Origin of the sequence: Legionella erythra (genome assembly GCF_001467615.1) — a bacterium.
Lineage (GTDB): Bacteria > Pseudomonadota > Gammaproteobacteria > Legionellales > Legionellaceae > Legionella_C > Legionella_C erythra.
The window spans coordinates 1-21,206 of the sequence record NZ_LNYA01000006.1; the positions used below are offsets into that span (position 1 = coordinate 1).

Here is a 21,206-nt window from a genome sequence, read left to right on the forward strand (position 1 = left end):
TCGGTGGATGGGACAATTCCTTTTTAGAACATTTGCTCAGTTTGATTGAAAATTGAAGTGCGTAGGCCGTGGACTTTTTCCAATTATGTTCCCTTTCTTAATATTTCATTAAGGAATTAATAGTATTATTTTTTTACATAAATTGTATTTTTAATACAGGGTCAGGGAATCATGCTGCTTAAACTTATCACCAACGCGCAAAACAGTAATCTGGTTGAACTCTATATCGATGGCAACTTTGTCCGCTTTGTTAAAGCCCGTGACTTGTCTTCTCTTAGCCAAGGCGTTAACCGCTATTTATCAGAAGCCGGGCTGGTTAATTTAGATAACTCATCCGAAACAATCACTTTGGCAGCCCAGGCGGAATATGACCTCACGGATCTGGATGAAAGCCAGGAAAGCCACTTAATAAGCCTGCTCGAAACAGGGCCTGATAAACGCAAGGTTGAGCTTCCCTCCGATTTGGCTACGTCTGTCCAAAAAAATCCGGTTGTTTTTTCTTACCGGGACTTACGTCCATTCCAGCAGTATTGGCAAACCCAGTCACTGGATAAAAAAACAGCGCTTTACCAGGTTTTATCAACTGATCTAATCGAAACACCTTATGTTGATGACCCCAGGGATTATATCGAGCGCCAGAACCTGATTGCTTACCATACTAACCATGGCACCAGTCATGGCATCCGTCAGGATAAATTATCCGCTGCTTATCTACAACTCATTAAGCGGCAAGGCAATGCCATCGCGTTTGAAACCGCAAACGCCCTGACCCAGGAGGAAGAAGCCTGCTTGCAACTGGCCGCCTTTTTATTTCGCTCAGGGCGTACCAATGAATTGGGCTGGCGAGATGATAAAACTTATGGGAAACGCTCGGCCGTTATTTTTAAAGAGGTTGCGATTGATTTAGGATTTAACACGGCGGTTGTTGACTTAATCACCCTCTGTTTTGATTACCATAGCATCAATGAAACAATCAACCCACTGCCTGGGCATTCCATGGAAAAGACCCGCAATAAGCTGAACCTGTTTACCAGCATTTTGAAATTAAGTCATGAAAGCGATTTAATCCGGGTTAATATGGATGGCTATGCCAAGCAGCGTGAACCGATAGTCGAGGAGCTGAACAAGGTCCTGAACCAGAAAAGCGACACGGGAAGCCTGGCAGACAGCCTGTTGTTGTACGCAGGCCAATTGTGTGCCGAAACCGGTGCGCCGATTACCGATGGCCAATTACGTGAACAAGTCAATCAGTCCTTCAATGAATTCAAAACCCCACGACGCGGCATAAATCCGTCCATAACCGGCAATCAAACATTGGCAGCCAAATCCGCCAATGAATTGCGCGATACCTATTACCGCTTGCTTGAACTTCACCCGGATATTTTTCCAGATTTTACCTCCGCTACGGCCTTATGGATTGAATCGGATGAGCATACTTATTCATCCGGTAAATCTGAGCTATTTTTTACAACAGGACAAGAGGCGCCCTCAAAAGATAACCTGCCTCATCAAAGTAACGTCATGGGTGATTTTCTAATCTGGGGCCATGCCGGCAAAGAAAAAATTATCCTGAAAGACAGTTGGACCCATGAAGCCATTGGCGCGATTCCTACCTCTGCCTGCATCGAGGAAGAACAACGCCTGTCGGAGACGCATGTCAGCGTTTACCATGCCACCACCAAAGCCAGCTACGCCCTGGATCTGATTTGCCGTGAATTAAAACGCCTGTCTGAAGGGGCAAATCACGTGGCCTGGTTAAGGGATTTCCACTCGAAACCGCGCGGCAAGATTTACACGGAAATTGAAGAAATAAAAGACAAAATGAGTGATGGACGTTCTATTGACAACAGTGAAAACATCAGTTGGAATCTATTGTCCTGCAGCCCAAACCTGTGGCAAAACGCGGATTTCGCTTCCGAAGAGTCGACAGTGGATTATTTCTACAATAACAGTTCCGTGACCAAATTGAACTTTAAAACCATCATCCATGATTTATTGGACAACGTGGGCTTATTGGTAGGCCAGGAGGATTTGCGTAAAAAGCTGGTGGATGATTTTTATGAGTTGGTGAGTTCTCCAGACTTTGGCAGCCAGGGGGTTATTTATCAATTCATGATTCCTCATCATCTGGTGGATGAGATAGCCTACATTTCCACACAAAATGGTATCTACGATCAGGCTAACCCCAGCGCCTTACACACGCTGCTTCAATTAAAAACACCAGGACGAGAAGTGCCTAATCATCACAGGCTGCAGGTGCGTCTGCTGGTGGCCAAAGTGATTGATCCCGAGATTGCGAAATCTATCGAAGTTCATAATCATGTCAATATGAAGACAGAATTGCATGACACGTTGAAAAGCAAAGTAGCGGCAATGGCGGAAATGGCCTACACAGGTCCTACTGAAGGCGTTAAGAAAAAGGTTGAACTCAAAGATGAGAAAGTATCTTATGCGTTTAACATGTTAAGCGCCCTGACCCGGGTTGAGATTCCTCTGGCACCTGTTAAACCCAAAAAGCCGGTGGTATCGGATGATTGGATTTTTGATTTTTTAGAATCCAATGACGTTGTGGTCACCACCGATGAAACCCAATCCTCGTCTGAATCGGAGAGTGAAATGACTGGTCAATCCAGCGGTTATCCCCATTAATTAGAGAACGGCAATTTGACAAAAACATGCGCATCATACCCATTTAATGTAAAATTGCCTTTTTCATTTCTGGTTCTACACAATGCTGACACTTCAGATTAAGCGTTTGAGTACGGAAATTTTTGAGATATACATCAACAATCAGTTGGTCCGTTACCTTCCCCGGCAAAAAAGCGATCAATTGGAAACAAGTATTCACGACTACGCGGCAAAAAACGGGGTTGATTCGCTGCTCTTTTTCAGTCTCCCCCAGGACGAGCCGCTCCCTCTGTATTTATCTCCTGATAATCAGGCCGAGTTACGTGATATCCTGCTTTATCAGCAGAAAAAACCCATTGAATTTCCAGATGATTTGATGTTATCGAAAGAAAAAAACCACCGGGTTATTGTTACGTACAGCGATCTTTCCGCCTTTAAATTTTACTGGCAGGATCAGAATGCCGATTTCCCGTTGTTATGGCAGCAGTTATCGCGGGATCTCATCGAAAACCCTTACGTTGATGACCCCCAAAATTATGAAGTGCGGTATGACCATATTGCCTTTCACATCAATCATGGCACAGCCTCCGGGTTGCGTACCATGACGCTGGTCCACTGTTTTTGGGAATTGTTAAAGCAATCTGGTTGTGATGAAGTCCAAACACTTGCAAAAAATTTCCGTAGTGAAGAAATTCATTGCCTGAAACTGGCTTCTTTCTTGCTGCGAAGCGGACGCACCAATGAATTAAGCTGGGATGACGATCCCCGTTATAGCCCGCGTTCGGCTTTCATTTTTACCACCATCGCCACTGAACTGGGGTATGACCCCGATTTGATCAAAGACATTTCAGACTGCTTTGATTTCGACAAAGAACTCGCTTCAACCGACGCATCTTCAGCCAAGCACTGGCATAAAAAAAATCTTTATCAACTCTTGCTTAAACTGGCTCACCAATGTGATTTAATCCGTTGTAAACCCAAATTGGAAAGCCTTTCGACGAAAATCAACGCCCTGCTGACCGAGCTCATTATCCCGCCCAGCCAGGCCGACACCCTAACGGAACAATTCTTACTCTTTGCCGCTTTATTGTGTAAAAATACCGGCTCCCCCGTGATGCCTGAATTACTCCGGCATCAATTAGGTATGGATTTTTTTGCCAATCCCACCCTGGCGGTCAGTTGTGCGAACCAGGTGACAGCTACCTTAAAAAATTTAGACACGATGCAGCAGAAATTTTTACCGCATTTTGACTGCAGCCCCATAATGGGCACTGTCATCCACCCTCGCACCCTTTACCTTTCCCTGGGTGCGGATAACAGCAATAGCAAAGAAGAGGTCGCGTTGGATAAAGACCCGACCGAATCGCAAAAAATAGAATATCACGTTAAAAACAGCTTTTTTTCATTAAGACCAGAAGACAAAAATAAAACAGAAAAGCCGGGTATGATTTACCCCGGGATAGTTTAACCGAAAGCATAACCACCAACAGGTTCCTTCCATCAATGCCCCAGATGATGGATTAGTTGGGTCCAATGGCCGGTTTGCTCATGACATAGGCTGGATGGTAGGTAGTGCTTTCACTGATGGTTTGATCGCGCTTGGCCGCCACGCAGCGCTCAACCTGAAACCCAATGGATTCGAGATTTTTTTTTGATAACAGCAAGGAGGTAAGTCCGGTGGCAATCACCGCCCCTCCAAAAGACAACATGGTTAAATAATCACAGGCATTGGTGTAAGCGGTTTCGTAAGAAACTACTTGGTTATTTAAAGGGCCTCCACAGGAAATGATTAAATCCACACGCCCCTTAAGGCTTTGGTTTTCAACCAGGCCTTCCTCTAATGCTTTATCCTCGGGTCTTGACATAAAATCTTGTAACGTGCCATGAAAAACTCGCACCTGAGAACAGGATTTCAACAGTGACCAGGCGGCCTCGCATTGCGACAGATCCGGCTCAATCAAAATATACTTCAGATCGATGCCCATGCGCGCGGCTTCAAGTACTATTTTAGCCGCGAGCCGGCCTTTACCACCTCCCACATCAAGCACCACAGCCTCTGATAAAGCCCTATCCGTCATGTAACTGCGAAACGTATCCACAGTTACGGTATCGATACCCCCGGGGGCGCTGTAAGGTAAACAATATTTATCCAGCCCCCACTCCTTGCCCCAAAAAGAACTGGGGTGAGGCTTAGCCCGTAAACGATAATAACGCCTCAGCTTTTCTTCAATCTGCTTAATCGGCAACTGCAGGCGCAGGGCACGGAATGCTTCATTGAGTTCCTGTTTATTTTTGGCAATATAATGAATTTTCTGACCCTGTTTTCCATCGAGGCATTCAACCGTTAAAATAGTCAAACGCTGATTATGGGTAAATTTAGTTTGTGATAGTTTAAGGGTCAGTACGCCACGCCCGCAGTGATCCTGGATAGCGTAAGCGCTGATATCCAGCGAAAGGCTGTACTCGCAAAAACGATCCTCGCCAAAGTAGGTTTTAAATTGCTTGAATTGCTCATTGGTCAGGGGGATAACGAAGGAAAACAATCCGTGTGTAACCTCAATGGTTTTAGCTGAAAGGGTATCAATGCCGCCAAGCGTTTTGTTATTAAAGGTCAACTCACCCAACGCATGAATACTTTCCACTATTTTCGCAGCATCTTTCATCCCGCACCCCTAGATAGTTTGAGCTATAGTTAGTTATAACGAGGAAGAATAAGAAAGTATAGACCAAGGAAGCCCCATGAGAAAAAGCCTGTTATTGCTTTTGGCAGTGACATTTCCCTGTTTCTCACTGACCCCTCTGCAGTTCGTCAAGGAAAGGACGAATCCGGCGGAAGAACCCGTCTTAAGCGAAGTCATTTCTGTCATCAATAATCAGACACCCATTAATGGGCATACCTTGCAAAGCATCCATGCCTTGTTACGGCAGCAAAGCCCTCATCTTAGTGAAGCGGTGATTACCAAGGTCCTGACTACCCTGAAATGCCTGGATACCTATCGTATTGAACACAACCCTATTCTGACTATTATTGATTATTCTCTGCCGTCCAGTGAAAAAAGACTCTGGGTCTTTGATTTAAGTACCCATCAATTACTGTTTCATACCTATGTCTCTCATGGAATACGCTCCGGTACCTTGTTGACACAATATTTTTCCAACCAGTACGACAGCAAAGCCAGCAGCATCGGGGTATACAAAACCGAGCAGGCTTACTATGGACGCGAAGGTTTGTCATTGCGTCTTGCGGGGCTTGATCAGGGCTTTAATGACAATGCTATTGGTCGTTATTTAGTCATGCACAGCGGTTGGTATGTCGAGGAAGATTTCATTAAAAAATATGGCCGTGCAGGACGCAGTTGGGGATGTCCGGCCCTGCCCATGCAATGGGCAAAACCCATCATCAATACGATCAAGGACAATTCCCTGATGGTTATTTATTACCCCAGCGACCATTGGTTCTTAAAATCCAAATTTTTAAATTGTGATAATTTCTCGCCCGTGCATCGCGGCACCATCCAGACAGTGGAGGAAAAATTGTTGCCCCCCAAAAACGAAACCCGCGACGGCATTCTTTTTTTAGACCTCAATAAAAATAATCAACGGGAAGAAAATGAACCGATTGTGGTGATTACTGCGGATAATTACCAACGCTTTTTCCATCACTCGCCCCCCCTGGAGCGCATGCTGAGAAGGCAAATTGATAAAATAGAATACATTGCCTTATCCGGTGAGGAATTCAATGCCTTAATCGGCAGCACCCAGGAACCGGTGACGGACTTCAGCCACCTTTATTTTGTTATACCGGATGTGAAACGTCTGCGCGGCTATTACATCACCGAAATGAAACTCATGAATCTTGGAAAAATTAAAGCCATTACCAAACGGGACGGCAGCGAAGAAAACATGGGAACGGCTGATTACCTGATTTCCTTTGATGCCCGCCCCCTCGTTAATCTTAAAACCACGGCCCATTTCATTCGTTGGCTTGGTCTTTAAGGGATGCAATTCCATAAAATAACGATGGAGCACAACCACCCCAGAAACCAGATGGTGGAGCGCAGGGTGGACCAATTTAATAGATAAATAGCATGGTAAACGAGCCTCGCCACAATGAACGCGATAGCCAGGTATTGATTGGTTGTTGAGGTGTGGTCGGTCGCCAGGGCCGCAAGAACAGCCGAAGAAAAAATCAGCAAGGCTTCAAAACTGTTCTGATGCGCCGCCACGGCCCGTGCTCCCAAACCCGTGAGCCCAGCCTGTTGCTGACGGGGATGATGATTATCATAGTGGCCTTCTTTCTTAATGGCATAGACGACAGCCAGCTTTGACAGATAAGGCAATAATGCCGCGATAAACAGACAAATCAGTAAGGTTGTCACATTCGTTCCCTGTGTCCTGGTGAAAACGTGAGAATAACACAGAGTATCATCCTCACCAATCATGCCTATGCACCCGAGAAAAATAACCTTATTTTTCTGTACGCAGGGGTTGCTTAAGCGTCCAGAAATCAGCCCAGGGATCGCTTTTTAGCTTCTCAAGCCGCTGGGGCAAGGTATGAATAGTATAAACATGATCGTCAAATCGCGCGCTCAACTCCTCCCAATGCAACGGCACTGCAACGGGTGCATGCAGTCTGGCTCGCGTGGAATACGGAGCAATGGCCGTCGCCCCGCGCTGGTTACGCAGGTAATCGACGAAAATTTTGCCTTTACGCTTCACCTTGGCCATGGTACTGATGTATTTTTTTGGGTTGATTTTTTCAAGGTATTCCACAAACACATGCGTGTACTGTTTAATCATGTCCCAATCGTGTTCCGGTTTAATGGGAATCACGACATGCAGCCCCTTTCCGCCGGTTGTTTTTACAAACGAGCGCAATTGATAAGTCGCCAGACGATCACGAATATCCAAAGCGGCATTAACCACCTCACCCCAGGCCACACCGCTGCCGGGATCCAAATCAAAAATGAGAATATCCGGGTACTCGTACCGCTTCACGGTACTGCCCCAGGGATGAATTTCCAAAACGCCCATTTGCACCAGACTTAACAGGCCTTGCTTATCCTTTAAATAAAGGTAGTCCTCCATCTCGCCGTTTTTATCGCGAACGGGTAAGGAAAACAGGTAATCTGACTTCTGATTGAGGTGTTTCTGATAAAAACATTCGGTATAGCTGGAAGGGCAGCGCACCAGGGATAAAAACCGGCCGCTGATGTAGGGCAGGATGTGATCGCTGATGCGTTCATAATAATCATACAAATCCTGCTTGGTGATGCTGTCTTCACGATAAAGAACCTTGTCCGGATTGGACAGGATGATGGCGGTTGATTTGCTTTTCGGCATGCTGTCCTCGATGGTTTCCACCGGTTTGACTTTTTCCTCAATTACGTCGCTGGCTGATTTATCCAGCCGTAAGCCTTTAAAACTGGGATGCCTTAATCGCCCATCCTGTGTCCACTGAGAAAAAGCCACCTCAATGACCAGTTCAGGCTTCACCCAGGTTGCCGTTTTGGAATCAGGCGGTCTTTTTTTAAACGGGCTTTTGTCGATAATCAAAGGCTTAAGTTTCTCATACAGGGATTTAATGGTTTTGTCGGTAAAGCCGGTTCCGACATTGCCGGTATGCACGAACTCACCCCGTACATTAAATACCCCGATAAACAGGGAGCCAAAATAGTCGCGTGCCCCCTTGGGACTCGAAAAACCGCCAATCACGAACTCCTGCCGCTGACTGCACTTGATTTTAAGCCAGTTAAGCGATCGCTTCCCCTCATAGGGACTATGAATTTGCTTGGCAATAATGCCTTCCATCCCCATGTCGCAGGCCTGCTTAAACACATCATCGCCCTGACCGATGATGTGATCACTGTAGCGCAATATCGATGAGGCAGCAGCAGCGATTAAGGGTGCAAGCAGGCTTTTTCGTTCAATCAACGGCAAGGGGCGCAAATCGTATTGTTCAAGATACAGTAAATCAAAGAGATAATAGATAAAAGGCGCCTTTAGCCCATCTTTAATGGCGTTCTGCAGGCTTTGAAAATCGGGTCGCCCCTCGCCGTTTAAAACCACCACTTCGCCATCAAAAATCGCCTTTTTGACGGGCAAGTCGGCAATGGCTTCAACCACCGCTGGAAATACAGGGGTCCAGTCATTGTGGTTGCGGGTTATCAATCGGATTTTTTTGTTGTTTTTCATTGCTAAAATACGGTAGCCGTCAAGCTTTAACTCCTGCAGCCAATCCTCCCCGCGCGGCGGCTTGTTAACCAGGGTTGCCAATTGAGCGGAAACCGTCTCAGGAAAAGGGGATTTTGGCTGATTCAATTGCAATGCTTGCCCGGCAGTGGCTGATTTTTTACTGCGTTGGCTTTTCTTTTCTTTACTGCTCCAGACTCGCTCATACTGATCGGCAATGTCATCAATGGATTGGCCGCTTAATACACTCAGGGGCTTATCCGTCGTAATATCGTAGCCCTCAGCCGATTGTGCATACTCGTCGTTGAATTTAATTAAAAACCAGTTTTTATCCTCTTTAAAACGGATTAAGTCCCAACGTCCTTTGAGCTTTTTTCCTTTTAATTCAAAGCGTAAATGCCCTTTTTCATAACCCGTGCGCGGATCCTTGTCCAAGGGAATCCATTCACCCTTATCCCAAAGCATTACGGTACCACCGCCGTATTCTCCTTTAGGAATAATGCCTTCAAAGGTCCCATACTCAATGGGGTGGTCTTCCACATGCACGGCCAGGCGTTTGACAGTATTGTCAAGGCAGGGCCCCTTGGGGATGGCCCAGCTTTTCAACACACCATCAAGCTCCAGTCGAAAATCATAATGCAGGTGGCTTGCAGCATGTTTTTGAATAACATACAGAAAATGCTTTTGCCGGTGCACGCGACCGCGGGGCTCGGGTGTTTTTTTAAAATTTCTTTTTTTATGATAGGTTTCAAGGCCCATGGCAATCCTTGTCGCTAGTCCTCTGGACTCTTTAATTGTAGTTCAATAAAAGAACAGTCACTTATTTTTACCTATACTAAAGGAAAGAGAAAAATAAGGAGAAATCATGCCAAGGCCTGTGTGGAAAGGCGACATTTCCTTCGGTCTGGTTGCAATCCCTGTCAGTCTGGTGCAAGTCGAGGAAAAACAGGATATCCATTTTCATCTGGTGGACTCACGCGACCATTCCCGCATTCGCTATGAACGCGTTAATTCCGAGACGGGAAAAGAAGTGCCGTGGAATGAGATAGTCAAGGCTTATGAATACGACAAGGACAGTTATATTGTCCTCGATGAAGAAGACTTTAAAAAAGCCAGCCCTGAAGCCTATAAATCCATTGATATTGAGGAGTTCGTCAATTTAAAAGACATTGACTACCTTTATTTCGATAAACCCTACTATATTCTCCCCGAAAGCAAGAATAAAAAAGCCTATGTGTTATTGCGGGAAGCACTGAAAAAATCCAATAAAGTCGGCGTGGCTAAAATCATTATTCGCACGCGGGAATATTTAAGCCTTATTCTTCCCCATCGCAATGCCTTGATTTTATACATCATTCGTTTTCAGCAGGAAATCCGTGAAGAGGAGGCGTTTAATTTCCCGACTGGTGAATTAAAAACCTATAAAATCAATGACAAAGAAATCAAAATGGCTCAGGATTTAATTTCAGAAATGAGCACGCCCTGGGAACCTGAAAAATACCGTGACGAGTACCGTGAAGCCTTGATGGCCTGGATTGATAAAAAAATGCAAGGCATAACCAGCGCCAAACCCTCTAAAAAAGCGAAGAAAACAGCCAGTGATGATGTGATCGATTTCATGGAGCTGCTTAAACAAAGCATGGAGAAAAAAGGCAAAGGGAAGTCGGCTAAGCAAGAGCCCAGTAAACCAACCAAAAAAAGCAGGAAATCCTCCTAATCGGACTATCAGTACAAATTTAGAACAAATATCAAATAAACAACTATACTTACTCCTGTGAGTTCATGTTCATTTGGAGATATTCAACCGATGTTATACCGTTTTTTATTCCGTTATTTACAAGCCAAACTGCTTGGGCATCTCGTGGCACGGTTCTTAAAAAATAAAAGCCTGAGCAATATACCATTAAGCCGCATGGGAATTCTTTATTTCCTGTTTAACCATTTCGTCCGTCAGCCCAGACCAGTGAACCGAAAATAAGCGGCTTCTAGCCTGTGCACAGGTCATTTAATGCCACTCCACCCTTCTGACTCATCCAAAAGATCTGTCATTTGATTTTCCCGGCTTTACGGGCGGCGGCCATTTTAACCGCCAGGGCACAGGATAAAAGCCGGGTGCGCAAAGAGTCGGCGCGACTGGTTAAAATAATAGGCACACGCGCCCCCAAAACCAATCCACCTGCGTCGGCATTGCCAAAGAAAGTCAACTGCTTGGCCAGTATGTTGGCTGATTCAATGTCTGGCGCAAGCAGAATATCTGCATCCCCTGCCACCGGCGAGAGGATTCCTTTATCGTCTGCTGCCTGTTTATTGATGGCATTATCAAAGGCCAATGGTCCGTCCAGAATGCCATTCATGATTTGGCCGCGATCGGCCATTTTACACAGGATTGCCGCATCGACTGTCGCCTGCATGGCAGGATTGACGGACTCGATGGCAGCAAGGATGGCCACTTTCGGTTTTTGCTCCTCGCCGAATAGCACCTGCCAAAAATTGATTGCGTTTCGACAGATATCCGCCTTTTCAAGCGCATCAGGTGCGATATTGATGGCTGAATCAGTGATAATGAGCGGTTTATGATACGATGGCACGTCCATAACATAAGCATGACTAATACGGTATTTGGTTCGTAAATTGGCCACTGCAGGGACTACAGCGCTGAGTAACTCCTGCGTACTCAGCGAGCCCTTCATGAGCGCATCGACTTGTCCAGTCGCTGCCAATTCGACCGCTTTGCCAGCAGCAGCATCACTGTGCGGTGTATCAATCAATTGCCATTGGGAAATATCAACCCCCGCCTGACTGGCAGCAGCCTGGATTTTAGCCTTTGGACCAATCAACAGAGGAATAATCAGTGCCGCATTCACGGCGTCTGCTACAGCCAGAAGCACATTGTCCTTGACTGGATGCACCACCGCCGTACGGACAGGCTCCATCCCATGACAAGATTGTATAATGGCTTGAAAGCGGTCATGGTTGTGGATTTCAACATGGGGCAAGTCTGCTTTGGCAACGCGTATTTTCTTAGTCGGCGCCAGCACGGTGGCCAACCCCTCGATGACCGTTTCCCCGTGTTGGTTAACCCCCCGGCAATCGAGGGTCACAATGGATTTGGCGGGAAATTTATCGCGCACCGTGAGCGTAACAGTAATGGTGTCACCCAGGCGAACGGGCTTTCGAAATTTAATATCCTGCTCGAGGTAAATGGTTCCAGGCCCCGGTAAGATGGTTCCCAGCAAAGCGGAAATCAATGAACCAGACCACATGCCATGCCCAACGATACCGCGAAAAATATCGCTTTTGGCAAAATCAGCATCCAGATGAGCGGGGTTTACATCCCCAGACATCACCGCAAACAGGGCAATATCATCCTGATTTAAGGTTTTGCTCAAACTGGCCTGCTGCCCAGGTGTCAGCTCATCAAAGGTAATATTTTCGAGAAATTCCTTATTCATTTTAAAATTATCCCTGTTAAACAACCGATTTTAACATTTTTTTTACAATTTAATAATCTCTTAATCTAAATGAAGTAATATATACCCACTATTTTACTATTCGTTGACAAATCCTACAGTCAGCGGGCGGAGGACGGGTAACTGATAAAAATTTCTTATTTACGCTGGATGGTATTGAGAGATTTTAAGTTATCCGGTCTTAAGACCCTTAACTCGTTGTCATTGCCGCAAAGTCATCCCTATCGGCTTTTATTCTCAAAATCCAGCCGGACTCATTTAATTTTCAGGTGCAACAATGACTATACGGTATTTATCTTTTGCTTTTGATGGCTGCTTATTCAACGAGCGCTATTTAAAGAACTGTTCCACAAAAGGCATTGGCCAAGCGGTTATCTCAGCGAATAAGAGCCTTCTTAAACAATTAAGAAAAGAAGGTAAACCTTTTTCCAAAACCCGCGTATTGATTGGCTCGACCTGGCTTCATTTTCATCCGGACCATTGTGCCGCAGCACTGGCGGTCAGCAAGAACTTAGGCGCTCAACTGGATCCTTTTTTAATGGAGGATATTATCAAGGAACGTGAACCAGGGGTCTCGTTTTATCGCAGCATTAACCAGCTTGTTAACCACGAACCCAGGATGCCTCACCCCTCGCGGGCAACAATCGGCGCATCGATAATCCCCCTGCTGTTTGCGCAACTCTACAAGGCGGCAAAGGATAATCCAGACGAAGACATTGTTTTTGAGGTGTGGACAGGCAGCGAAGAAGAGATTGCTCAGATTACAAAAATTTTTATAAATCATCCAAATTTTATTCCAGCTGCCATTCAATTACGCATCAGACTTTATAGTGGAGAACTTTCTGACGCGAAAATCCTATTAGCCACTGATGAATCAATTACTGTGCTGCCTGATTACCTTCGTTTAGCGGCCATTATGGCCATGAACCCTGAAGGGCTGGCTGTTTTTGCTGAAAACTTAGGCCATTTTGCACAACCGATATCGTCTGCCATCTACCCGGCTGTCAAAACCATAGCGCCAATGGAACAACCAAAACAGGATGGGGAAGATGACGACGCTGTAGAAAAAATTTCTTCCAGCCTTTTTTTTGCCAGTGTACCTTCCGCAAAGCACCCTCAGGCTGACACCAATCACCTGCCCTCACCTCGATTGGGAAAATAACGCCTGTCTCGGCAAAAGCCTGGTCATCCGGCTTTTGCCACTTTATTGCCCCGTCCGTTTATTGCATAAGGCATGGTAATGTTTTTCGAGCGACTTTAATTCCTCATCGCTGAGTTTATTCAAGTCAATGGAGGTGTTGCTGGCTCCCTTATGGGATTTAATTAACTCATCCAGCTTCAAATTGATTATTTTGGTTTCACGGCTCTGGGTGTTTTGAATTAAAAAAACCATCAGAAACGTCACAATGGTGGTGCCGGTATTAATGACTAGTTGCCAGCCTTCGGAAAAGTTAAACAAAGGCCCTGTCACCACCCACAGCAACACAAAGCTTAAAGCCAGTAAAAAACACCAGGACGTGCCCACGGCAACGGATACTTTTTCTGCAATGGTGGCAAAATCGGTGTTCCCTCTTTTTTTCCTGCGTTTCGGTTGTTGAGCCATATCAGTCCCTGTTCATGAGTACCTCACCGCCTGCCTGTCGCGGCATCCCTATAGGTGAAGCTGCGCACGTCAACAGGAGGATTAAACCCCTAGTCAAACACGACCTAATCTTCCTTGCAAGAATCATCCCATAAACTTAGTTGTTGCGGCCCTTCGTGGTTGGGCAGTTTCCTAAAATGATGCCGGGCCAATTCCGGCGCAGGCAAGTTGTTTAATTGATACCGTTTACAGGCCAGACGAAAACGGGTTTCCAGCAGGTTGGCGTATTCCCCCTCCCCGCGCATGCGTTTCCCAAAGGCGGCATCATAATCCTTGCCGCCGCGCATCTGATTAATCAGGCTCATCACGTGTTCTGCCCTGTCCGGAAAATGCTTGGCCAGCCATTCACGAAACAGGGTTTTGACTTCATAGGGTAAGCGCACAAGCACATAACTGGCGTGAGCAGCACCCGCGTCTTTCACCGCATTCAGGATATGTTCGAGTTCCATGTCATTGATCATGGGGATAACCGGCGCTACCATGGCCCGCACAGGAATGCCATGCCCAGTCAATTGGCGAATGGCTTTAAGCCGTCCTGCCGGGGCTGACGTGCGCGGCTCCATGATGTGTTTTAATTGAGGTGATAACGAGGTTACGCTGACAGCAACACTCACCAGATTTAGGCCTGCCATTTCGGATAAAAGATCCAAATCGCGTTCAATCATCGCATTTTTAGTAATAATTGCCACCGGATGACGGTGTTCAAGCAAAACCTCAAGAAGACTGCGGGTAATGTTTAATTTCGATTCCACCGGTTGATAGGGATCGGTATTGGCCCCCAATACGATGGTTTCACACCGGTAACGCGGTGCGTTGAGCGTATTTTTAAGCACCGTGGCTGCGTCTTTTTTATAGAAAATTTTGGTTTCAAAATCGATACCCGGCGACAGGTTCATGTAAGCGTGACTGGGGCGAGCGTAGCAATAAATGCAGCCGTGCTCACAACCGCGATAGGGATTAATGGATTGATTGAATCCCAAATCAGGTGAGTCATTGCGAGTAATAATGCTTTTTGATGTCTCGGGCAGTAAGGAGGTTTCGAGTGGGGGTAAGCTGTCCTCTTCCATCCCCCAACCATCGTCAAACCGCTCGGACGTCGTTTTTTCAAAACGACCTTCGGGATTACTGAATGCACCGCGATTTTTAAGCGTCTGATTGGAGCTCATAACCCATAAATGGCAATTTATTTTCCATATTGAATCATATGGGCGCTTTATTTGGAATTTATTTTTTAATGCATTGCGTCACAGGTAAAATAAATACAAAACAGGCACCCTGGCGGTAAAATAGCCGTGAAGAATCTTATCATGGATTTCAGCCGGAATGCCCGGCCCATTGTCCTGAAAATACACTTCAATATAATCATTATCTAATGTCACAATGAGGCGAAATAGTTAACTCAGAAACACATTCGTGCTCCCCGTCTGTTTCTCCTCGTTCTTGTTTGACGTGCGATTACTAAAAAATCCATTGCAGAGACTGGATTTAGCATCCTCTAAAAAAAGCCCGTTGTGCGATGACGAATTTTCCTTTAGTGACAGCGTGCTTATTTTTTCATCAAGAGCTGATTCATTAATCAACGGGGATGCTTTTTCCAAAAAATAGGGAGGATTTTTTGCGATAAAATGCATCGCCTTTTCATTCTCTTTTTCATAGCGTTGCTTGGGTTGAACCGCGCTTAAGGGTTGTTGCTCATACGCTTCCTGCGACAAATGACATTGTTCTAAAAAAATCTCGCTGCCTGACATCGCCGCCTCATGAGCGATCTGCTTGCCGCCATGGCCGTCATAAACACCAAGAAACACCGGCAGACCATAAACCAGGGTTTGAACCGCAATGGAGATATTGTCTGTTGAATTGGATTTTATAGCACAGGCTGCAAGAAAGGCTGCCACCTCGGCTTCTGTTTTTAAACCTGGTTTGTCAAGCCGGGCAAGGCAGGTCAATAAATACATCACATGGCTTTCAATGCTGTTGTCTTTAGCACCATCGGTAAAGCCATCGCAGGTAGAAATGAGCTGGATTTTACTGATGGGTTCGTCTTCTTCTTGCAGCAACTGGCTAATACTGGCAATGTCTACCGCCGCATCGGATATAGCCAATTTTCGACCATAAGGATCGAGGATATCATAATCGCCAATAGCTCGGGAAACCGCAAGCACACCATTTAGGCGGTTGCGCGCATCAATGTGCCCCCCGGCTTTAAGAATCCGTTCTTTTTCAGATTGCAACACAGGATGATGAAGGGTGGAATTTAATCGGGTCGCACTGATGACCTCCCCTGTTTTTCCATAAGCAACCAAAAAGGCTACGCTGTCGCCTACGGAGGCGCTAATCACATGGTCCTTGCCGTCAAAGACCGTTATACAGGCTGTTGAACCGGCTTCCTTATCCAGTTCCTTTGCCCGCTCATCAAGCCGCCTTACGGTTGTCCACAGGCGCATGGCAATATCCCTGGGACTTAAGGATTTCAACTGATTTTCGCCCAGCGTATGCCAGGCCAACGCATCTTCCTGGTCAACCCGTTTGTTTTGGGTTTCAAAATAAGCAAAATGATGGTCCCTGTCTTCCCCTTCAACAACCCCCTTCGAGGGCGTGGATATGATCTCTGGCATGGCCTAACCTCCTTGTGTGGTTAACGGGCTTATGATTAATTTTTACAATCCCATCAAAAACCGGTAATGTAGAAGCACTTGATAACACTTTTCCTGTTTAAAAACAATCATCTTTGATCAAAAATGAATACAACTGCATGGCTCCATCGCTTGATTGGTTTTAATACGGTATCCAGCAACAGCAACCTGGACTTGATTGATGCGGTTGCGGACTGGTTTAAATCCCATCAAATCGAAACCACCATTATTCCAGGCACAGCCGATAACAAAGCCAATCTAATCGCCACGCTGCCTGCCAGCAATGGCGGCCGCCAGGGCGGCCTGCTATTATCCGGTCATACGGATGTCGTGCCGGTGGCCGGGCAACTGTGGGACACCGATCCTTTTTCCGCGATTGAAAAAGACGGCCGAATTTACGGCCGCGGCGCCTGTGACATGAAAGGGTACCTGGCAGTCATGCTGGCCATAGTGCCTGAAATCAAACAATATGCCTTACAAAAACCCGTTCATTTCGCCTTCACCTGTGATGAGGAAATCGGCTGCCTCGGCGTTGATTTCGTCGCGGAATACCTTCAACGAATCAAACTTCAACCCGAAGGCTGCATCATCGGTGAACCGTCCAGCATGAAACCCATTGTCGGGGAAAAATCCCGACGGGTTTATCATTGCCAGGTGCAGGGTAAAGCGGCTCATTCCTCCATGGTAACGGAAGGCTGTAATGCCATTGAGTATGCAAGCCGCCTGATTTGTTACATTAATGATTTGTTTAACCATTTAAAAACCACAGGTCCTTTTGATGACGCCTTCAATATTCCCTACTCCACCATATCCACCAATTTAATCAGCGGCGGCAATGCCTCCAATATCATTCCCGGCTTGTGTGAATTCATGCTTGAAATTCGTTATATTCCCGAATTTCCCCTTGAGCATTTTCGAAGCCAGATAGAAAACCACATTAATGAACAATTGCTGCCCGACATGCGAAAAACCTATCATGATGCGGTAATTTATTTTGATCAGGTTTCTGACGCGTTGGGTTTTACAGCACGGGAAGACGCAGCAATTACCCATCTGTTAAGGACCATCACCGGCGTGAAAGAGCGGCTTAAAGTGTCTTATGCTACCGAGGCTGGCGCCTTTCAGGACATAGGCATTCCAACCATTATCTGCGGCCCGGGTGATATAGCCCAGGCGCACCGCCCCAATGAATTTGTCACCCTCGATCAGCTGACTATCTGCGAACATGTCTTAAAAAACGTCATTCAGTTTTTTTGCGGGCAAGGCGTCAACTAGCGATTCCGGATACGATAAAATTTGCAATCCATGCCCAGAAAATGAGCCTCTTTATAAAATCGCATCCCGCATTTCTGCATAACGCGAAACGACGCGACATTGTCTTTATCCGCGTAAGCAATAATATAAGGAGCCTTGATGTTTTTTTTCGCCCAATTGAGCAGGGCTTTTAAAACCTCGGTTGCATAACCCCGATTCCAGAATTGACGATGGAAAAGGTAACCCACCTTAATTTCACCGCTGTCCAGTTGGTCAAAATAGGCTTCGCCGACAAACCGCCTATCCTTCAAACGAAAAATAACAAAACAGGGTAAATTTTTATTTTCATGATTCTCAAGGCTTTCCTGAATAAATTCCCTGATTTCACGCCGGCTTAACGTCCCCTCGGGGAAATATTCCTTCACCACTGGATCCTTGTCAATTTCCTCCAGGTATTTCACATCCTCTTCACGGATGGGACGTAACCCCAATTTCTGCGTTTTAATCACATACGGCTGCATAAATTCTCCTGCTGCTGATTGCTGCCCTGCACGGCATGGCGAACCTTGTTGCAAAATAGGCTATTCTTGTAATTATCACAAACAAAAGGATTTGCATTGTGAACAACAAGTTAATAGCCTTTATTGTGCTGTTTCTCATTTTTTGCGTCCATGCCAAAACCGCTCACCACAATGTCACGGCCTGGGTACAGCAAACCCTCATGGATACCTTGGCCGCCAGTTATGGCGATACACCAGCCGACATCGACAGGGTAAAACGAAATTACTACCCTGCCGCCTGGTGGCCAATGAATCATTTTTTCAGGGACAGGCTTGAAGCCATTAAAATGAAAAAACTCATCCTCCATCCCAAACCCCTGACTGCCACCCGCATCACCGCCTCCGGACAATGCGGTGCCTCTCAATGCTGGCGTGTTACTCAAGCATTTCAAATACCTGAAATGTCAATCATTATTGATTGTTCGCTTTTAGTCGTGCCCGCCAGCACCATATTAAAATCAAAATCCCCTTTCCTCATTCAAAGTTTATCGTTAAAGATAAACGATTATTAACAGACCGGATTATGTTTTCTGCGTACGTTCTGCCTGCTCCTCTCTATCGGCAGAATACACCACCACCCGGTTCCTGCCACGGCTTTTGGCAAGGTACAGGGCTTTATCGGCTGCCTCAATCAGTTGCGGCGGGGTTTTGCCATCGGCAGGATACATGGCAACCCCAATCGATACGGTGATATGGCCTACTTGCTGAGCGCCATACTTGGGCCTTATGGTAGCCACATGATTGCGCAACGCTTCAGCGCGCGCCAAGGCCGCTTTTTCGTCAATATCATACAGCATGACGATGAACTCTTCGCCGCCGAAACGCGCCGCAAGATCGCCAAGCCGAATGTCCTCGTATAAAATCTGACCTAATTCTTTTAAGACCGAATCGCCGGCATCATGGCCATAGGTGTCATTAATCTTTTTAAAGTGATCCAGATCCAGCATCAATATCGCAAAGGAGGATTTACTGCGCTCAGCCTGGTGCAGCTGTTTGAATAAAAAGTCTTCGAGATACCGACGGTTGTATAAGCCGGTGAGCGGGTCGCGAATGGATTGATAACGCAGGTTTTCCCTCAGGCGCACATTAGCCAACGCCAGCGCGGTAAGTTCCGCAAAAGCCGTGATGAGAAGTCTTTGGTTTTCATCCGCAAGCGGGACAATGCCCAGGGACACCTCCATATACAATAAACCGTAAATATCATTTTGCGCCATCAGTGGCACACAAAGCACGCGGGAGGCACTTTCCTCGGCTTTAATGTGGGTGCACATCAAATCATGCAGGGATGAACTGCCCTGATGAATGCGCCCCAATCGGATAGCCCAGCATTGATCCGGGGTAAAAGTGACTTCATGTGGTGCAGGATTGCCCCAATCACAGGCTTTCTCAAGGTAATTTTTCGAAGGATGCATGATAAAAAGATAACCGCCTGAAAACGTGAGCAGACGTTCGGCGTATTTGGCCATCACCACACTTAATTCTTCCTGGGTATTGCAGGCAAGCATGATATCGCTCATTTCCACAAGCAAGGTAATTTGCTGATTTTTATCCTGCAATTCTTTCATCCCTTCGGCTAATTGTTCATACGAACGCTGCAATTCGGTATGCTCCTGCACCCGTTTGGTAATATTCCGGATACTGTGTACCACACCATTAATCTCATTGTCTTCGTCTTGAATCAAACTGGAACTCATTTCATAAATGTTTTTTTCCGTACCATGCATGAATTCCGCGTTACTGACGCCTTCATTGCCATTGAGCGATTCCTTCCATCGCGCCGCCATCGCGGCTTTTTGTTCAGGCAAATCGCTAAACGCTTCGTCCAGAGGCATGTGCACCGCCAGGGATTTATCAAAAAGCCGCTTGAATTCACGTTGATAGGATTCATTAAAAATAATTAAGCGTCCTTCTTTGTCATAAGCCGCAATCATATCGCTTGCGCTCTCAATGATTTTTTTCAAACGCAGGCGAATGTGATGGTTGTGATCCTCTGCCTCTTTTCGGGTCAGCAGCTCAATATTGGCCAAAATGAAAGCAACAATTAAAAACAACATGCTTAATAAACTGCCGCCGATAAGGATTAAACTGGTGGTATTCGCATTTTCGAGAACCGTGGCATTTCTTTCCTGCAGTAGAATCAACTCCACCGCCTTGATTTCCTGCCCCATGCTTTTTACGCGATTGGAAAAATCCTGACTTTGATTCATCAGGCTGATACTAGCCGGGGGGGTCGTCCCTTTTCCCACTTTAAGTTGCATGACCTGATTGAGCAGCGTTAAACGCTCACCGATTAAGTGAATATACTGCTTAACCCGTTTATTTTGCTCCGGGTTATCCCGCGTGAGTTGGTCGAGCTGGTTTAATTCGGCAGTCAGTTCGGTTTTGATGACATCAATGTCAGCGAGAAGCTGGGTCGATCCAGTTAAGAGATAAGCCCGCTGGCGCGATTCCGCATCCACCATGCCATACAGGGTCGATTCCACATTTTGAATGACGCGATGCGTATGATTCACCCATTGACTGGCGGTAATTAAGTTATTAACCTGCTTGTAGGATGTGATGCTGATAAACAACAAAACAGCAACTGCCGTAATAAAAATGGCGTTTAAAACACCTCGATTAAGCCGCATGCTTTTTAAACGCGACGCATCAAAAAATGATGACTTCCTTGAATTATTGCTCATCCTTGATTCTTCGAATTCAATAATCCTTAGGAAAGTATAGATGAATTATTAATGACCATCTCGGGCATTAAATAACAAATTACACCTCTGACGTTTTAAATGGGTCTGGCTATACTTGTTGAGAAGTACTCAATCTATCATTA

General features: G+C 46.0%; 16 protein-coding genes. 7 read left to right on the forward strand and 9 right to left on the reverse strand.

All coding sequences use genetic code 11. The features are described 5' to 3' along the window. Positions 1–171: 171 nt before the first annotated feature. The gene (locus Lery_RS02790) at positions 172–2,649 is read left to right on the forward strand and encodes a SidE phosphodiesterase domain-containing protein (RefSeq protein ID WP_058525736.1); all 2,478 of its coding nucleotides are present in this window, start codon (positions 172–174) and stop codon (positions 2,647–2,649) included. 82 nt (positions 2,650–2,731) lie between these two features. Further along, a complete protein-coding gene (locus Lery_RS02795) occupies positions 2,732–4,096 on the forward strand; it encodes a SidE phosphodiesterase domain-containing protein (RefSeq protein WP_058525737.1) in 1,365 nt (454 codons plus the stop codon). A 52-nt stretch (positions 4,097–4,148) separates the two neighbouring features. Here the strand turns inward: Lery_RS02795 and Lery_RS02800 are convergent, their stop codons facing one another. Beyond that, positions 4,149–5,291: a class I SAM-dependent methyltransferase gene (locus Lery_RS02800; protein WP_058525738.1), complete on the reverse strand. Its 1,143-nt coding sequence runs from the start codon at positions 5,289–5,291 to the stop codon at positions 4,149–4,151. 76 nt (positions 5,292–5,367) lie between these two features. On the opposite strand from Lery_RS02800, the gene Lery_RS02805 reads away from it, so the two are divergent. Next, positions 5,368–6,624, forward strand: a complete 1,257-nt coding sequence (locus tag Lery_RS02805) for a murein L,D-transpeptidase catalytic domain family protein (RefSeq protein WP_058525739.1) — start codon at positions 5,368–5,370, stop codon at positions 6,622–6,624. Here the strand turns inward: Lery_RS02805 and Lery_RS02810 are convergent. Together Lery_RS02810 and ligD are read right to left on the reverse strand one after the other, a co-directional pair. Continuing rightward, positions 6,621–7,007: an MAPEG family protein gene (locus Lery_RS02810; RefSeq protein WP_058525740.1), complete on the reverse strand. Its 387-nt coding sequence runs from the start codon at positions 7,005–7,007 to the stop codon at positions 6,621–6,623. The two genes, Lery_RS02805 and Lery_RS02810, sit on opposite strands and share 4 nt — an antisense overlap. 88 nt (positions 7,008–7,095) lie before the next feature. Continuing rightward, positions 7,096–9,579, reverse strand: coding sequence for a DNA ligase D (gene ligD / locus Lery_RS02815; protein WP_058525741.1), 2,484 nt, complete (start codon positions 9,577–9,579; stop codon positions 7,096–7,098). Between the two features lie 106 nt (positions 9,580–9,685). On the opposite strand from ligD, the gene ku reads away from it, so the two are divergent. Further along, positions 9,686–10,537: a non-homologous end joining protein Ku gene (ku, locus tag Lery_RS02820; RefSeq protein WP_058525742.1), complete on the forward strand. Its 852-nt coding sequence runs from the start codon at positions 9,686–9,688 to the stop codon at positions 10,535–10,537. 328 nt (positions 10,538–10,865) lie between these two features. Here the strand turns inward: ku and Lery_RS02825 are convergent, their stop codons facing one another. Next, positions 10,866–12,272, reverse strand: coding sequence for a bifunctional enoyl-CoA hydratase/phosphate acetyltransferase (locus Lery_RS02825; RefSeq protein WP_058525743.1), 1,407 nt, complete (start codon positions 12,270–12,272; stop codon positions 10,866–10,868). A 295-nt stretch (positions 12,273–12,567) separates the two neighbouring features. Here Lery_RS02825 and Lery_RS02830 point away from each other — a divergent pair, with 295 nt between their 5' ends. Next, positions 12,568–13,452 carry a hypothetical protein gene (locus Lery_RS02830; protein WP_058525744.1) on the forward strand — a complete coding sequence of 295 codons (885 nt, stop codon included), beginning with the start codon at positions 12,568–12,570 and terminating at the stop codon, positions 13,450–13,452. Between the two features lie 42 nt (positions 13,453–13,494). Here Lery_RS02830 and Lery_RS02835 read toward each other — a convergent pair whose 3' ends face one another. From Lery_RS02835 to Lery_RS02845, 3 genes are all read right to left on the reverse strand, one after another. Further along, entirely contained in the window at positions 13,495–13,893 is a 399-nt protein-coding gene (locus tag Lery_RS02835) for a low affinity iron permease family protein (protein WP_058525745.1), read from the reverse strand. Positions 13,894–13,997: 104 nt separating this feature from the next. Further along, positions 13,998–15,098 carry a PA0069 family radical SAM protein gene (locus Lery_RS02840; RefSeq protein ID WP_058525746.1) on the reverse strand — a complete coding sequence of 367 codons (1,101 nt, stop codon included), beginning with the start codon at positions 15,096–15,098 and terminating at the stop codon, positions 13,998–14,000. Positions 15,099–15,326: 228 nt separating this feature from the next. Then, positions 15,327–16,547 carry a PP2C family serine/threonine-protein phosphatase gene (locus tag Lery_RS02845; RefSeq protein ID WP_058525747.1) on the reverse strand — a complete coding sequence of 407 codons (1,221 nt, stop codon included), beginning with the start codon at positions 16,545–16,547 and terminating at the stop codon, positions 15,327–15,329. Between the two features lie 123 nt (positions 16,548–16,670). Between Lery_RS02845 and argE the strand changes: the two genes are divergently transcribed. Further along, a complete protein-coding gene (gene argE / locus Lery_RS02850; protein WP_058525748.1) occupies positions 16,671–17,840 on the forward strand; it encodes an acetylornithine deacetylase in 1,170 nt (389 codons plus the stop codon). Here argE and Lery_RS02855 read toward each other — a convergent pair. Then, a complete protein-coding gene (locus Lery_RS02855; protein ID WP_058525749.1) occupies positions 17,837–18,340 on the reverse strand; it encodes a GNAT family N-acetyltransferase in 504 nt (167 codons plus the stop codon). The genes argE and Lery_RS02855 overlap by 4 nt on opposite strands. A gap of 98 nt (positions 18,341–18,438) precedes the next feature. Here Lery_RS02855 and Lery_RS02860 point away from each other — a divergent pair, with 98 nt between their 5' ends. Continuing rightward, the gene (locus Lery_RS02860; RefSeq protein WP_058525750.1) at positions 18,439–18,891 is read left to right on the forward strand and encodes a hypothetical protein; all 453 of its coding nucleotides are present in this window, start codon (positions 18,439–18,441) and stop codon (positions 18,889–18,891) included. Between the two features lie 9 nt (positions 18,892–18,900). Here the strand turns inward: Lery_RS02860 and Lery_RS02865 are convergent, their stop codons facing one another. Continuing rightward, the gene (locus tag Lery_RS02865; protein WP_058525751.1) at positions 18,901–21,063 is read right to left on the reverse strand and encodes a sensor domain-containing diguanylate cyclase; all 2,163 of its coding nucleotides are present in this window, start codon (positions 21,061–21,063) and stop codon (positions 18,901–18,903) included. Positions 21,064–21,206: the final 143 nt, after the last annotated feature.

What these genes read in the sequence shown, in the direction of transcription:
- Lery_RS02790 (WP_058525736.1), top strand. Translation starts at nt 172, where the DNA reads ATGCTGCTTAAACTTATCACCAACGCGCAAAACAGTAATCTGGTTGAA.
- Lery_RS02795 (WP_058525737.1), top strand. Translation starts at nt 2,732, where the DNA reads ATGCTGACACTTCAGATTAAGCGTTTGAGTACGGAAATTTTTGAGATA.
- Lery_RS02800 (WP_058525738.1), bottom strand. Translation starts at nt 5,291, where the DNA reads ATGAAAGATGCTGCGAAAATAGTGGAAAGTATTCATGCGTTGGGTGAG.
- Lery_RS02805 (WP_058525739.1), top strand. Translation starts at nt 5,368, where the DNA reads ATGAGAAAAAGCCTGTTATTGCTTTTGGCAGTGACATTTCCCTGTTTC.
- ligD (WP_058525741.1), bottom strand. Translation starts at nt 9,579, where the DNA reads ATGGGCCTTGAAACCTATCATAAAAAAAGAAATTTTAAAAAAACACCC.
- ku (WP_058525742.1), top strand. Translation starts at nt 9,686, where the DNA reads ATGCCAAGGCCTGTGTGGAAAGGCGACATTTCCTTCGGTCTGGTTGCA.
- Lery_RS02825 (WP_058525743.1), bottom strand. Translation starts at nt 12,272, where the DNA reads ATGAATAAGGAATTTCTCGAAAATATTACCTTTGATGAGCTGACACCT.
- Lery_RS02830 (WP_058525744.1), top strand. Translation starts at nt 12,568, where the DNA reads ATGACTATACGGTATTTATCTTTTGCTTTTGATGGCTGCTTATTCAAC.
- Lery_RS02835 (WP_058525745.1), bottom strand. Translation starts at nt 13,893, where the DNA reads ATGGCTCAACAACCGAAACGCAGGAAAAAAAGAGGGAACACCGATTTT.
- Lery_RS02840 (WP_058525746.1), bottom strand. Translation starts at nt 15,098, where the DNA reads ATGAGCTCCAATCAGACGCTTAAAAATCGCGGTGCATTCAGTAATCCC.
- Lery_RS02845 (WP_058525747.1), bottom strand. Translation starts at nt 16,547, where the DNA reads ATGCCAGAGATCATATCCACGCCCTCGAAGGGGGTTGTTGAAGGGGAA.
- argE (WP_058525748.1), top strand. Translation starts at nt 16,671, where the DNA reads ATGAATACAACTGCATGGCTCCATCGCTTGATTGGTTTTAATACGGTA.
- Lery_RS02855 (WP_058525749.1), bottom strand. Translation starts at nt 18,340, where the DNA reads ATGCAGCCGTATGTGATTAAAACGCAGAAATTGGGGTTACGTCCCATC.
- Lery_RS02865 (WP_058525751.1), bottom strand. Translation starts at nt 21,063, where the DNA reads ATGAGCAATAATTCAAGGAAGTCATCATTTTTTGATGCGTCGCGTTTA.